At 74.7% G+C, this 13,821-nt stretch carries 12 protein-coding genes and 1 tRNA gene; 9 read left to right on the forward strand and 4 right to left on the reverse strand.

Annotated elements, in window-relative coordinates:
* Positions 1-17: 17 nt before the first annotated feature.
* Positions 18-614, reverse strand: coding sequence for a histidine phosphatase family protein (locus ACFQZ6_RS13395; protein WP_381607991.1), 597 nt, complete (start codon positions 612-614; stop codon positions 18-20).
* Positions 615-800: 186 nt separating this feature from the next.
* Here ACFQZ6_RS13395 and ACFQZ6_RS13400 point away from each other — a divergent pair, with 186 nt between their 5' ends.
* The 7 genes from ACFQZ6_RS13400 to ACFQZ6_RS13430 all read left to right on the forward strand — a co-directional run bounded on the left by ACFQZ6_RS13400 (position 801) and on the right by ACFQZ6_RS13430 (position 7,022).
* Entirely contained in the window at positions 801-1,754 is a 954-nt protein-coding gene (locus ACFQZ6_RS13400) for a phosphatase PAP2 family protein (RefSeq protein WP_381607993.1), read from the forward strand.
* Positions 1,705-2,904, forward strand: a complete 1,200-nt coding sequence (locus tag ACFQZ6_RS13405; protein ID WP_381618283.1) for a hypothetical protein — start codon at positions 1,705-1,707, stop codon at positions 2,902-2,904. Before ACFQZ6_RS13400 ends, ACFQZ6_RS13405 begins: the two co-directional genes overlap by 50 nt.
* Positions 2,895-4,484, forward strand: a complete 1,590-nt coding sequence (locus ACFQZ6_RS13410) for a hypothetical protein (RefSeq protein WP_381607995.1) — start codon at positions 2,895-2,897, stop codon at positions 4,482-4,484. The genes ACFQZ6_RS13405 and ACFQZ6_RS13410 overlap by 10 nt, the downstream gene beginning before the upstream one ends.
* A complete protein-coding gene (locus ACFQZ6_RS13415; RefSeq protein ID WP_381607996.1) occupies positions 4,481-5,818 on the forward strand; it encodes an AAA family ATPase in 1,338 nt (445 codons plus the stop codon). The genes ACFQZ6_RS13410 and ACFQZ6_RS13415 overlap by 4 nt, the downstream gene beginning before the upstream one ends.
* A gap of 143 nt (positions 5,819-5,961) precedes the next feature.
* A complete protein-coding gene (locus tag ACFQZ6_RS13420) occupies positions 5,962-6,327 on the forward strand; it encodes a hypothetical protein (RefSeq protein ID WP_381607998.1) in 366 nt (121 codons plus the stop codon).
* 106 nt (positions 6,328-6,433) lie between these two features.
* Entirely contained in the window at positions 6,434-6,958 is a 525-nt protein-coding gene (locus ACFQZ6_RS13425) for a hypothetical protein (protein ID WP_381608000.1), read from the forward strand.
* Positions 6,949-7,022, forward strand: a tRNA-Lys gene (locus ACFQZ6_RS13430). The genes ACFQZ6_RS13425 and ACFQZ6_RS13430 overlap by 10 nt, the downstream gene beginning before the upstream one ends.
* 60 nt (positions 7,023-7,082) lie before the next feature.
* On the opposite strand, the gene ACFQZ6_RS13435 is transcribed toward ACFQZ6_RS13430, so the two are convergent.
* On the reverse strand, positions 7,083-8,369 hold the full coding sequence (locus ACFQZ6_RS13435; protein ID WP_381618286.1) for a M6 family metalloprotease domain-containing protein: 1,287 nt from the start codon (positions 8,367-8,369) through the stop codon (positions 7,083-7,085).
* A 471-nt stretch (positions 8,370-8,840) separates the two neighbouring features.
* Here ACFQZ6_RS13435 and ACFQZ6_RS13440 point away from each other — a divergent pair, with 471 nt between their 5' ends.
* Positions 8,841-10,688, forward strand: a complete 1,848-nt coding sequence (locus ACFQZ6_RS13440; protein ID WP_381608002.1) for a putative bifunctional diguanylate cyclase/phosphodiesterase — start codon at positions 8,841-8,843, stop codon at positions 10,686-10,688.
* Here ACFQZ6_RS13440 and ACFQZ6_RS13445 read toward each other — a convergent pair.
* The gene (locus tag ACFQZ6_RS13445) at positions 10,664-11,749 is read right to left on the reverse strand and encodes an LLM class flavin-dependent oxidoreductase (protein ID WP_381608004.1); all 1,086 of its coding nucleotides are present in this window, start codon (positions 11,747-11,749) and stop codon (positions 10,664-10,666) included. The genes ACFQZ6_RS13440 and ACFQZ6_RS13445 overlap by 25 nt on opposite strands.
* Positions 11,750-11,921: 172 nt before the next feature.
* On the opposite strand from ACFQZ6_RS13445, the gene ACFQZ6_RS13450 reads away from it, so the two are divergent.
* A complete protein-coding gene (locus ACFQZ6_RS13450) occupies positions 11,922-12,416 on the forward strand; it encodes a DUF3830 family protein (RefSeq protein WP_381608006.1) in 495 nt (164 codons plus the stop codon).
* Here the strand turns inward: ACFQZ6_RS13450 and ACFQZ6_RS13455 are convergent.
* Complete coding sequence (locus tag ACFQZ6_RS13455; RefSeq protein WP_381608008.1) at positions 12,397-13,806, reverse strand: amidase; 1,410 nt, start codon at positions 13,804-13,806, stop codon at positions 12,397-12,399. The two genes, ACFQZ6_RS13450 and ACFQZ6_RS13455, sit on opposite strands and share 20 nt — an antisense overlap.
* Positions 13,807-13,821 lie beyond the last annotated feature (15 nt).

Genomic DNA, 13,821 nt, shown 5'->3' on the forward strand with positions numbered 1-13,821 from the left:
GCCCGGCTCACGTCACGTCACGCGGCCATGTGACCGATGTCATTCCAGGTTTCGAGAGCGGGCTCCCCGTACGCCCACCCCAGCACCGACAGGCTGGTCGGGTTCAGCCGGATCCGGGCGGCGAAGTCGAGCGGGAGCCCCAGCCACCGCGCCGCGATCGACCGCAGGATGTGCCCGTGCGCGAAGACCAGCGCGTCGCCGTCCAGCCCGCGCGCCCAGGAGACCACCGCGTCCGCGCGGGCGGTCACCTCGGCGAGGCTCTCCCCCTCGGGGACCCCGTCCCGCCATATCAGCCACCCCGGCCGGACCGCCTGGATGTCGTCGGGCGTCAATCCCTCGTAGGCGCCGTAATCCCATTCCATCAGGGCGTCCCAGCACGTCGCGCGGTCCCCGAACCCGGCCAGTTCGCACGTCTCGCGCGCGCGGGACAGCGGGCTGGTGCGCACCTCGACGCCGGGCAGTCCGTCGTGCGGCGCCCGGTGCAGCCGCTCGCCCAGGAGCTTCGCGCCTTGCCGCCCCTCCTCCAGGAGGGGGACGTCGGTCCTGCCGGTGTGCTTGCCGGAGAGCGACCACGCGGTCTGTCCATGCCGGGCCAACAGGATGCGCGGTGCCATGAGCGACCTTCTCGGGTAAACGGGAGGCGGAACCCCTCCATCATCGCGCACGCTGTGCTGGGGCAACCCACAGGGCGATCTCTGCGTCTCTCAGGGCCGAGGCACCCCCGCCGGGCGTGCACGTACACCGTAAAGTGGGCGACCGGCCGTTTGGCGCCGCGCGACGAGAAGGGGGAGGGCGATCGGATGCCGCACGCCGAGACACCGGGCACCGAGACGACCGGTCGGCTCCGGCTGCGCTGGTGGACCGAGCTGCCGCTCATCCTCCTGGTGTACGCCTGCTACTCGGCGGGCCGCCTGCTGGCCCGCGGTGACGTCTCCTCGGCGGTGGACCACGGGCTGACGATCCTCAGGATCGAGAAGGTGCTGCGCATCAACGCCGAGCACCCGCTGAACCGGCTCTTCACACGGGAGGCGTGGCTCGGCGTACCGGCCGACTTCTGGTACGCCTCGCTGCACTACGTCGTCACCCCCCTGGTGCTGGTGTGGCTCTTCCGCTCCCGGACCCTGCAGTACCGGGCGGCCCGCACCTGGCTGATGACGTCGACGTTCATCGGCCTGATCGGCTTCACCCTGCTGCCGACCTGCCCGCCCCGGCTGCTCGACCCCGGGCACGGCTTCGTGGACACGATGGCCCAGTACAGCTCGTACGGCTGGTGGGCCGGGGAGGCCAGCGCGCCGCGGGGACTCGGCGGGCTGACGAACCAGTACGCGGCGATGCCGAGCCTGCACGTGGGCTGGGCGCTGTGGTGCGGCGTGATGCTGTGGCGGTACAGCGGCAACCGGCTCGGGCGGATCGCGGGCGTGGTCTACCCGCTGGTGACCACGATCGTGGTGATGGGCACCGCCAACCACTACTTCCTCGACGCGGCGGCGGGCGCCGCCGTGATGGGCGTCGGGCTGCTGCTGACCCCGCTGGTGACGCGGGCCGCGCTGCGGGCGCGGGGCTGGCTGGCGGCGCGGATCGCACCGGCCACGGACGGCTCCGGCGGCGCACCCGCCTCAATTGTCAGTGGCGGATGCCAGACTTCGGCGGGTGAACGAATTCCACGGCAGCGCGAGTCGCGGCTCACAGCCGGAGCCGACCCGGGTGCCGCCCCCAAGGACGCGGGGGACGGCGCTCCGGCACCGGCTCGCTGAGCTGCGCGGTCCGGACGTACCGGCGAAGGCACTGGACGCACGCGCCCTCGCGGCGCTGGCCGCCAACCCCGGGTGCAGACGACGGGCGATCCTCGACGGCGCCGGGGTGGACAAGGCGCGGCTGGCGGGCGCGCTGGGCTCGCCGTCCGGTTTCGGGCAGTCCCAGTTCGCCTTCATGCGGGGCAACGCGTTCGAGGCGCGGGTCAAGGCCGACGGCGGCGCGGAGCTGCTGCGGCTCGCCCGGGAGCGGCTGGACGCGGGCGCCGAGCCGCCCGCCGCCGCGAGCGTGCCCGACCTGTCGGCGTCCGGTCCGCAGGGGCGTGCCGCGCGGACGGCGCTGGCGCTGCGCGAGGCCACCGAGGCGGGCGGCTGGACGCTGCTCGACCATCCGATGCTGGCCCTGGAGGTCGCCGGGTCCCCGGCGTTCCTGGAGCCGGACGCGGTGGTGGTGCACCCGGACGGCCGGTGGACGGTCGTGGAGATCAAGTCGTTCCCGATGCTGGACGGCGCGGCGGACCCGGCGAAGGTGGGCGCCGCGGCCCGGCAGGCGGCGGTGTACGTGCTGGCGCTTGAGGAGGTCGCCGCCCGGCTCGACCCGCCCGCGCGAGTGGGCCACCGCGTCCTGCTGGTCTGCCCGAAGGACTTCTCCAACCTGCCCGCCGCCTCCGCCGTCGACGTCCGCAAGCAGCGCGCGGTCACCCGCCGCCAACTGGACCGGCTGACCCGTATCGAGGAGATCGCGGACAGTCTGCCCGAGGGCGTGTGCTTCGCCCCCGACCTGCCCGCGGAGCGGCTCACGTCGGCGGTGGAGTCGGTCCCGGCGACGTACACCCCGGAGTGCCTGTCGGCCTGTGAGCTGGCGTTCCACTGCCGCGACCGCTCCCGCGCGGACGGCGCGGTGACCAGCCTGGGCCGGTCGGTCCGCGCCGAATTGGGCGGCCTGACCACGGTCGGGGACGTGCTGGCGGCGGCCCGCGGCGAGCACGGCGACCCCGAGGACCCGGCGGTGGCGGCCCTGCGCCGCGCGGCACGGCTGCGCGCCGAGGCCCTCGAAGGGCGTTCCGGTGCCGTCGAGGGCGCGGGGCGTTCCGGTGCCGTCGAAGGCGCGGGGCGTTCCGGTGCCGTCGAGGGGGCGGCCGTATGTCGCTGATCAGCACCCTGGCCCGGCTTGAGGCCGTCGACACCGGCCGCGCCCAGCCCGCCGCCACCGTCCGGCACCGGCACCTGTCCGAGCGGCCCCTGGTGTTCGTGCCGCTCACCACCGCGGGTGAGGCCGGTGCGCCGCTCGGCGCGCTGGTCGGCACCGACCGGGACGCGCCCCGCCTCCTGACCGTCCCGCAGCCCCGCGACCGCGACCTGCGGTTCGCGTTCCTCGCCGAGCTGGCCGATGTCGTGCTGCCCTACGTCGACGCGTACGCCGACGTGGTGGAGGCCGCCGAGCGCACCGAGACCGACCCGGAGACCGGCAAGCGGGTCAAGGTCGAGGTGGACCTGTGCGCGGACGCCCCGCAGCTCATCGTGCCGAGCCGCGCGGGCCTGGACTTCGTACGGCTCCTCGGCCGCTCCACGCGCTTTCGCCGCACCGCCGAGCAGGACCCCGAGAACCCGCACCCGGCGCCCCCGCGCGTGCCGCTGCTTGGCCGCTGGCTGACCCACTACGGCGAGCGGGCCCGGGTCCCCGGCTCCTCGCTCCTGCTCGCCCTCACCGACCTGCTGTCCCGGCACTGGGCGACCGGCCAGTCCACCCTGGAGGACCAGCACCTGGGCGCCCTGCTCGCCTGGATCGACCCGCCGCCGGGTGCCTCCGGCGCCGAGGCGGCCCTGCGCGCCGAACTGGACCGGGACACCGACGGGCAACTGGTGTGCCCGCCCGCGGGCCCCGCGACCGACCCGGCGTTCGACAACCGGCTGCTCGCCCCCGCCATCGAGCGCTACGACCGCGCCCGCACCGCCCTCGCCGCCGCCGAGGACGGCCTGGAGGCCGACGACCGGCTGGGCGCGGTCACCGTCGCCGAGCAGGAGATCCGCGCGCTGGTCGCGAAGGTCACCCGCCCGACGTGGGACGCGGTGTGGCGCGGCCTTGACCTGCTGCGGGAGCTGCCCGAGGGGGCGCGCGTGGCGGAGCGGTGGACCCGCGACCGCTGGTCGTTCACCGGCCACCGCGACCGGGTCCTGGCGGGCGAGCCCCCGCAGCCGCGCCGCGACGACGCGGTGACCGCGGCGAACAAGCTGGCCACGCGCGAGCGCGAGCAGGCCCGGCTGGAGGCGCAGGAGGCGCTGGACGACCCGCTGGTGATGGCGGGGCGGCGGCTGTCCGGGGAGGCGTTCGCGGGCGAGGTCGTGGACGTCGTGATGGCGTACAGCGAGGGCAGGCGCCCCGCCCCGCGCCCCCTGCTGACGGTCCGCACCGACGACCGACCGCAGTTGGCCGAGCGGCTGAAGGTGTACCGCTCGCTGGGCGGCAAGCCGCAGTCGGCGGAGTTCGTCGGGCACGCCGACGACGGGGCGCTGGTGCTGCGCGTGCTGGACAAGATGGGCCGCGGCAAGGAGCCGGAGCCCGGGGCGGTTCCGGAGAAGGGCGACCGGATCTGCTTCACGCTCTTCGAGCACGAGCAGCGCGGCGGCCCGAAGCTGCCCGACCCGGAGGACACCCCGTGGACCCACGGCGGCCCGCCCGGGGAGGCGGCGCCGGAGCCCGCCGACCCGACGACCGAGGAGGACGTGCTGTGACGACGACGGCCTTCGACCCGGGCGCCGAGGCCGCCCGCGCCACCGCCGCGATCCTCGCGGACACCCTGCACGGGCCCGACCGCGGCGTGGTCGTCGACTCCCCGCCGGGCGCGGGCAAGTCCACGCTCGTCGTGCGCGCCGCGCTGGAGCTGGCCGACGCCGGGCGCCCGCTGATGGTGGTCGCGCAGACCAACGCCCAGGTCGACGACCTGGTGGTGCGGCTGGCGGAGAAGAACCCCGAGCTGCCGGTGGGCCGACTGCACAGCAGCGACGCCGACCCGTACGACAAGGCGCTCGACGACCTGCCGCAGGTCCGCAAGTCGGCGAAGGCGGGCGACCTCGCCGGGCTGCCGGTGGTGATCTCCACGGCGGCGAAGTGGGCGCACGTGAAGACCGACGAGCCGTGGCGGCACGCGATCGTCGACGAGGCGTACCAGATGCGCTCGGACGCGCTGCTGGCGGTGGCCGGTCTCTTCGAGCGGGCGCTGTTCGTGGGCGACCCCGGCCAGCTCGACCCGTTCTCCATCGTCGGCGGCGAGCAGTGGGCGGGCCTGTCGTACGACCCCTCGGCGTCCGCGGTGACGACCCTCCTGGCGCACAACCCGGGCCTGCGCCAGCACCGGCTGCCGGTGTCCTGGCGGCTCCCGGCGTCGGCGGCCCGGCTGGTGTCGGACGCGTTCTACCCGTACACGCCGTTCCGCAGCGGCACCGACCACGGCGACCGGCGCCTCACCTTCGCCGCCCCGTCGGACGGCTCGGCCCCCGACCGGGTCATCGACGAGGCCGCGGCGTCCGGCTGGGGCCTGCTGGAGCTGCCCGCGCGGCACACGCCCCGCACGGACCCGGAGGCGGTCCGCGCGGTGGCGACGGTGGTCCGGCGCCTGCTCGACCGGGAGGGCGCGGCGCACTCGGAGCGCGCCCCCGCGCCGACCCCCCTCACCGCCGACCGCGTCGCCGTCGGCACGGCCCACCGCGACCAGGCGGCGGCGGTCCGCGCCGACCTGGCCGACCTGGGCGTGACGGACGTGACGGTCGACACGGCGAACCGGCTCCAGGGCCGCGAGTTCGACGTCACCGTGGTCCTGCACCCGCTGTCCGGCCGCCCCGACGCGACCGCGTTCCACCTGGAGACCGGCCGCCTGTGCGTCCTCACCTCCCGCCACCGCCACGCCTGCGTCGTCGTCTGCCGCGAGGGCGTCACCGACCTCCTCGACGACTACCCGTCCACGGAACCGGTCCAGCTCGGCACGGTCGTGAAGTTCCCGGACGGCTGGGAAGCGAACCACGCGGTCCTGGCACACCTCGCGGAACACCGGGTGGTGTGGCACCCGTGACCGACGCACCGGCGCGGGCCTCGCGGAACACCGGGTGACCTGGCGTCCCTGACGATCCCGCGGCCCTCTTGCGCGGGCGCGGGACAATGGACGGTGGCCCGCCCGCAGGCGGTGCCGCCGGAACCGTACGAGGAGGAGTAGACATGGCGGAGCCCACGCCGCGTCGGAACGAACCGCGGCTACGCCCCGCGCCCCTGCTCTTCGAGCCCGCGCAGGCGGCCTCCGACCCGGAGCACTTCTTCGACCTGGAGTCGATCGACGACCCGCGCGCGCTGCTGGCGCGGGCGACGGAGCTGACGCAGGCGTTCCGGGCCGCGGCCGACCGCGCGGTGGAGTTCCAGGCGATGGCGGCGGCCCAGCTCGCCGACCCCCGCCGCTTCGACCGGCTGACCGCGGCGGACATCGCCGAGCGGGCCGACTGGACCGAGGACTACGCGAAGAAGATGGTCGAGTTCGGCCGCGACCTGCTGCGCGGCGGCGGGGAGGGCCAGAGCCCCGACGTGGTGTGAGCGCCCCGGGACGGCCGCGCGCACGATACCCGTCCGCCCCCGCCGCTGTCCCGGCTTCCCGCGACTCCCCGGAGCGGGCTCTTCACCCCCGGTACATGTATCTGCCATGAGCAGCAGCACTCGGACCACCCCGGACGGCACCGCCTGGCTCGCCTCCGCAGGAACGTATCCGCACGGCGGTGCCGTCCTGCCCTGCGGCGCCGCCTTCGACGTGGTGAGCGCGCCCGCCCTGTTCGGGCGCCGGATGCTGGACCGGCTCTGGGAGGACGGTCCCGGCTCGGGCCCGGTCGCGGTGTTCCGCGGCCGGATGCTGCTGTTCGCCGCGCCCGGCACGGCCCAGCGGCTGCCCGCCCTGCTGGCCTGGGAGGAGTGGGGCGGCCGTACGGCGTCCATCCCGCCGCTGCTGTGCCACGGCACCGGCGACTCGGTGACCGTCCCGCCCCCGGCCCCCGCGCCCGGCGGCTCCGGCGCCCGCTGGCTGATCGCCCCCGACACCCGGGAGCCCTGGCTGCCCGGCCCGGAGGTCCTGCTCTGGTCGGCGGTCCGGGCGGCCCGCGCGACCGCCCGTTTATCGATTTCGCACCCCGCCGACCAGGGTGCTAAGGTCTACGACGTCAGCAGGCGCCGCTAGCTCAGTTGGTTAGAGCAGCTGACTCTTAATCAGCGGGTCCGGGGTTCGAGTCCCTGGCGGCGCACGACACCGAAGGGCCCCTCGCTCACGCGAGGGGCCCTTCGTCATGCCCACCACCAGCCGGTCACGCCGAAGTGATCTTCACGTTCCAGGCGCCCGTCGCCGTCCGCGCCTCCACCGCCACCCGTACGCCCTCCCCCGGCACCGTGAAGGTCTCCCCCAGGGCGACCGGGGCGTCCGCGAGGGGTGGGTAGACGGAGTTCTCCCAGCACGCCTCGGTGCGCGGATGGGCGTCGATCACCTGGACCGGCCCGTCCCCGGACTCGGCACCGCTGTGCACGCGGTACACCAGGACGCCCGCCCGGCAGCCCGCCCGGTCGTTGCCCACCTGGGCGCGCGCCTCGAAGGCGAGGGCGCGGTCCGGCCCCGTACGCACCACCGCCAGCTTGGTCCCCCGGCCCAGCCCGAAGGCGGGCGCCCCCGCGGCACCGGTGACCGGCACCCCCGGCCCGGCGGCCAGCGGCTCCAGCGTCACCCGGGAGACACCGTCCCCGCTCCCGGGCGGCGGCAGGCACACCACCTGCCACGGTTCCAGCCACCCCAGCTTCCACTTGTGCCAGGCGAACAGGTCGGGCGCCAGTCCGAACTGGCTGCCCATCAGGTCCCAGTCCCCGACGTAGGTGTCCCAGTCGCCGGTGCCGTCGACGGGCCGGTGGTAGAGGTCGGGGAGGTCGAAGACGTGCCCGGTCTCATGGGCGAGTACCAGCCGGTCCGGCGGATGGTTCTCGAACACGGTGACGACCCGCCGGATCGCCGTGCCGTCCGCGCGCAGCGGCATGTCCAGGTTGACGACCTTCGTGGCGTCGGAGTCCACGCCGGGCGCGTGCGGGTCGGCGACGAAGTACACGACGTCGTAGCGGGAGAAGTCCACCCGGTCGTCGGCGGCGGCGAGGGCGTCGCGCAGGTAGGCGGCGCGGTGCTCGGGGCTCCAGTCGCGCTGTATGGCGTACGCGGTGGACGGGCGCGGCATCCGGATCCACTGCCGCAGCGGGTGCGGGCGCAGGGTGAACCTGCCGTAGGAGGCGCGGGCGAAGAAGCGGCTGGTAGCGGGGAAGTGGTCGGCGGCCAGTTGCCGGGGCGTCACCCGGGGCCGGGCGTCGGGGAAGGAGAGGAAGACCATCACCGCGTCGGCCGCCCGGCTCGGGCGCGGATAGGCGGCGTTCCAGGTGTCGAGGCCCTCGGAGTGGTGGGCGTCGGTGCGGGGCAGCGCGCAGGGGGCGGCCTCCAGCGGCTCGGCCACCGACGGGTCGGTGACGACGGAGGTGGCGGCGAGCGCCGACAGGGTGGTGAACACGGCGGCGGTGCTGCGCAGTCGGGGCCGGAGCGCCGCGCGGCCGAGCGCCTTGAGCACGGCCCGGGTACGCGCGGTGAGCCGCGGGGGCGTCGGCGGCACGGGCACCTGCACGGGGACCTCCGGATGCGGTTCAGGGGACTCCGCATCCACCCTGTGCGACTTTGTTGTCGTATGCCCTCTTTATCTGCATCAGATGAGTGAGAGGGGGTATGCCCGATACCGACCCGGCATCGACCCGGCATCGACCCGGCACCGACACCCCCGACCGCTCACGGAACGTCACAATCCGGCCCGGCAGGATCGAAGCCGCCCCGGCGTGGGCAGAAACGATCTGTCAGAAGTGCGGTGTCGTCCGCGACACTGGACGGACACGGGACAGTGGCTGCACGGCGGGGCCCCAACCCCTATGATCGGCACACTTTCCTGACCGTTTCCTGCCGGATTTCCTGTCAGATCTCCTGTCGGATTTCCTGCCGGACAGAGGTCGACCAGCGACCGACCGGAACAAGTGCACTGCGGGAGCGAGCGGTGAGCGGAACGTCCGAAGGGCCGACGCCCGCGGCAGACCTCATCGGGCCAGCCGTGACAGAGAGTATTCACAAGGCGCCTCCTCGTACCGGCCCCGGCTCCGGGGCCGGAGCGGCGCCGCCCTTCCGGTCGGCGTTCGCGACCGCGCCGCTGGCGATGGCCGTCGTCGACCGCGAGGGCCTGGTGGTCAGCGCCAACGACGCCCTCGGGGAACTCCTCGGCACCGGCGAGGAGCCGCTGGCCGGACGGGTCGCCGCCGATCTGGTCGGCCTCTCCGCCGACCCGCGCGCCTGGCACGCGTACCGCGAGGTGCTCCGCGGCCGTCAGGCCAGGCTGCGCTGCTCGCGCCGGATCAAGCACCCCGACGGCGCGGCGGTCTGGGTGCGGGTGACGGTCTCCCCGCTGCCCGAGGGCGTGCTGCTGTCCGTCGACGACATCAGCGCCCACCGCGAACTCCAGGCCAGGCTCCGCCACTTGCAGATGCACGACCCGGTGACCCGGCTGCCCAACCGCGCCCTGTTCTTCGAACGCCTGTCGGCCGCCGTCGAGTCGGGCGCCTACGAGCGCGGCGGCACCGGCCGGATCGGCCTGTGCTACCTGGACCTCGACGGCTTCCAGGCCGTCAACGACACCCACGGCCACCGCGTCGGCGACCGGCTGCTGGCCGCCGTGGCGGAACGCCTCACCCGGTGCGCCGACCAGGCCGGGCACACCCGCGCCAGCGCGCCGCTGGTGGCGAGACTCGGCGGCGACGAGTTCGCGCTCCTGGTGGAGGGCTCCACCGGCACCGAACAGCTCGCGGACCTGGCCGAGTCGGCGCTCACGGCGCTCCAGCGGCCCTTCGACCTCGTGGGCCAGCGGCTGTCGGTGTCGGCGTCGATCGGCGTGGTGGAGCGCCGGGCGGCGGGCTCCACGGCGACGGGCCTGATGCAGGCCGCGGACACGACCCTGTACTGGGCGAAGGCGGACGGCAAGGCCCGCTGGACGCTGTTCGACCCCGAGCGCAACGCGCACCGCATGACCCGGCAGGCCCTCGCCTCCACGCTCCGCCAGGCGATCGACCGGGGTGAGTTCGTCCTGGAGTACCAGCCGCTGGTCGGAATGTCCGACGGGCGGCTGAACGGCGTCGAGGCCCTGGTCCGCTGGGACCATCCACAGTTCGGCGTACTAACGCCGAATCGGTTCATCGGACTGGCCGAGGAGGACGGCGCGATCGTGCCGCTCGGCCGCTGGGTGCTGGCCACCGCCTGCCGCCAGGCCCGCCGCTGGCAGCTCGACCACCCGGGCGAGCCGCCGCTGTTCGTCAGCGTCAACGTGGCGGTCCGCCAGGTCTGGGACTCCGACCTGGTCGCCGACGTCGCGGGCATCCTCACCGAGACCGGCCTCGCCCCGCACCTGCTCCAGCTCGAACTGACCGAGTCGGCGGTCATGGGCTCCGCGGGCCGCCCCCTCCAGGCCCTCAAGGCGCTCAGCGAGATGGGCGTGCGCATCGCCATCGACGACTTCGGCACCGGCTACTCGAACCTGGCCTACCTCAGCCGCCTCCCGGTGAACGTCCTCAAGCTGGACGGCTCGTTCGTGAAGGGCTTCCAGTACGAGGGGGAAGGGGCGGCCGGTGACGGGACGGGCGCCGACGAGGTCATCGTCGAGGCGATGATCCAGCTCGCGCACCGGCTGGGGCTGACCGTGACCGCGGAGTGCGTGGAGACGTCGTCGCAGGCGAAGCGGCTGCGGCACATCGGCTGCGACACCGGGCAGGGCTGGCTGTACTCCCGCCCGGTGCCACCGGACCGCATCTCCGAACTGCTGCGCCCGCCGGTGGGTCAGCCCGCGGTGGGCAGCCCGTAGGCGTCGGCGATCAGCGCGTAGGACCGCAGGCGTACATCGCCGCTGTGCGCGTTGGCGGTGATCATCAGCTCGTCGGCGCCGGTCCGCTTCTGCAGGTCGTCGAGCCCGGCACGGACCTGGTCCGGCGTCCCGTGGACGACGTTGGCGTTCCAGGAGCTGACGAACTCCCGCTCCATGGGGCTGAACTCGTACGCCTCCGCCTCCTCCGGCGTCGGCACCAGCCCCGGCCGCCCGGTGCGCAGCCGCACCATGCTCAGCGCGGCGGCGAGCACCTGGCGCCGGGCCTCGGCCTCGTCCTCGGTGGCGAGCGCGGAGACGCCGATGAGGGCGTACGGCTCGTCGAGGACGGCGGAGGGCCGGAAGGTCTCGCGGTACAGGTCAAGCGCCGGGATGGTGTTCTGCGCGGAGAAGTGGTGCGCGAAGGCGAACGGCAGCCCGAGCAGCCCCGCGAGCCGGGCGCTGAACCCGGAGGACCCGAGCAGCCAGATCGGCGGCCGGTGCGGCGACTGCACGCCGCCCGGGGAGGTGGCCTGCACCGGGCCCGGAACGGCATGAATCCGCCGGTACGGATGCCCGTCCGGGAAGTCGTCGTCGAGGAACCGGGTCAGCTCGGCGAGCTGCTCCGGGAAGTCGTCGGCGCCCTCGTTGAGCCGGTCGGTGCGCCGCAGCGCGGCGGCGGTGGCCCCGTCGGTGCCCGGCGCCCGCCCGAGCCCCAGGTCGATCCGCCCCGGCGCCATGGCCTCCAGCGTCCCGAACTGCTCCGCGATCACCAGCGGCGCGTGGTTCGGCAGCATGACCCCGCCCGAACCGAGCCGGATGCGGTCGGTGTGCGCGGCGAGGTGCGCGAGGATCACCGCGGGCGAGGAGGAGGCGACCCCGGGCATCGAGTGGTGCTCGGCGACCCAGTACCGGTGGAACCCCCGCCCCTCCGCGAGCCGCGACAGCTCCACACTCGTCCGCAACGCGTCACTGGCGGTACGCCCGGCCCCCACGGTGACCAGGTCGAGTACGGAAAGGGGAACGGGGGCGTCCCCCTGCGCGGTGCCCCGGATCTCTTCCACGGTGGGGTGCCTCCTACTACGTCGGGTCGGCTGCTTCGCCCCGGTGCCAACAGGGGGTGGCGGGGGGTTATTCCTGGTGGGGGTGGGCAGGGAGCGCGCGCTCCACCCGGAACGGGACGACCCCGTGTCGTACGGGAGGGTAGGAGTGACCGTCCGCGGGGAGGGTCCCCCCATGGCCGAACGCTTCCTGGAACTGTCCCTCGCCAAGCGTGGCGTCCGCTGTGCCGCGCGGCTCCTCGACGACCGTGCGCCGGTCACCTGTGCCGCGGTCTGGGACGCCCTGCCGCTCAGCGGCGACGTCTACCACGCCAAGTACGCCCGCAACGAGATCTACGCCCTGTTCCCGCCGTTCGCCCCCGCGGAGCCCCCGCTGGAGAACCCGACGGTCACCCCCATCCCCGGCGACCTGTGCTACTTCACCTTCGCGGGCGCCGAACTCGGCACCCGGGCCTACGGCTACGACCGCGAGGTCACCCCCGGCGCCACCCTCGTCGACCTCGCCCTCTTCTACGAGCGCAACAACCTGCTGCTCAACGGGGACGTCGGCTGGGTGCCCGGCATCGTCTGGGGGCAGGTCGTGGACGGGCTGGACGCGATGGCGGAGGCGTGCAACGACCTGTGGCGCTCCGGCGCGGCCGGGGAGACGCTCAGCTTCCGCCGGGCCTGAGCGCCGCCGCCGTACCCGCCTCGTACAGCCCGTGCGCCGCGCGCAGGACCAGGTCGTCGCGGTGCCTGGCCGCCACGAGCTGGAGGCCGATCGGCAGTCCATCCGAGTCGGTGCCGACCGGGACGCTCGCGGCGGGCTGCTGGGTCAGGTTGAAGGGGTAGGTGAACGGCGTCCAGGAGGTCCAGCGGCGCTGGCCCGACCCCTTCGGGACCTCCACCCCCGCCTCGAACGCCGTGATCGGCAGCGTCGGCGTGACCAGCAGGTCGTACGACTCGTGGAAGCGGCCCATGCGGCGCCCCAGGTCCATGCGGACGTCGACCGCGGCGAGGTAGTCCAGCGCCGAGTACCGCGCCCCCCGCGCGCAGATCTCCCGCAGGCCGGGGTCCAGCAGCGCGCGGCGCCGCTCGTCCAGGTGCTGCGTCACCCGCGCCGCCCCGCTGAACCACAGGGTGTGGAAGGCGTCCACCGGGTCGGTGAGGTCCGGGTCGGCCTCGGTCACGTGCGCGCCCAGCTCCGCCAGCCGCTCCACCGCCGCCCGCACCGCCGCCGCCACCGCGGGAGCGACCGCCACCTGACCGCCCAGCGACGGCGAGTACGCCACCCGCAGCCCGCGCACCCCGCCGGTGAGTGCCGTCTCGTACGACCCCGGCGGCGGACCCAGCGCCGACCAGTCCCGGGCGTCCGGCACCCCGATCACGTCGAGGAGCAGCGCCGCGTCCGCCGCGTCCCGCGTCATCGGCCCCACGTGCGCCAGCGTGCCGAACGCGCTCGCCGGGTACAGCGGCACCCTGCCGTACGTCGGCTTCAGCGCGAAGATCCCGCAGAACGCGGCCGGGATGCGCACGCTCCCGCCGCCGTCCGTGCCGAGCGCCAGCGGCCCCGCGCCCAGCGCCACGGCCGCCGCCGCGCCCCCGCTGGAGCCGCCCGCGGTACGGGAGTGGTCGTGGGGGTTGCGGGTGACACCGCTCAGCGGGGAGTCGGTGACGCCCTTCCAGCCGTACTCGGGCGTCGTGGTCTTCCCCAGGAAGACGGCACCGTGCTCCCGCAGCCGGGCCACGGACGGCGCGTCCTCCTCCCAGCGGCCGTCGGCGGAGACGGCGCGCGAGCCGCGCAGGGTGGGGTGACCGCGCGTCAGCAGGATGTCCTTCACCGTGACCGGCACCCCGTCCAGCCGCCCGCACGGCTCCCCGCGCCGCCACCGCTCCTCCGACTCCCGGGCCCGCGCGAGCGCGTCCTCGCCGGTCAGCCGGACGAAGGCGTTGACCTCCGGCTGGATGCGCCCGGCCCGCTCCAGCGCGGCCCGCGCCACGTCGACCGGGCTGAACTCGCCCTCTCGGTAGCCGCGCAGCAGCCGTACGGCGGTCAGTGCGGTGAGGTCGAGGTCGGTCATCCACCCTCCAGGGAG

The organism is Streptomyces flavalbus, assembly GCF_042674625.1.
Taxonomy (GTDB): domain Bacteria; phylum Actinomycetota; class Actinomycetes; order Streptomycetales; family Streptomycetaceae; genus Streptomyces; species Streptomyces flavalbus.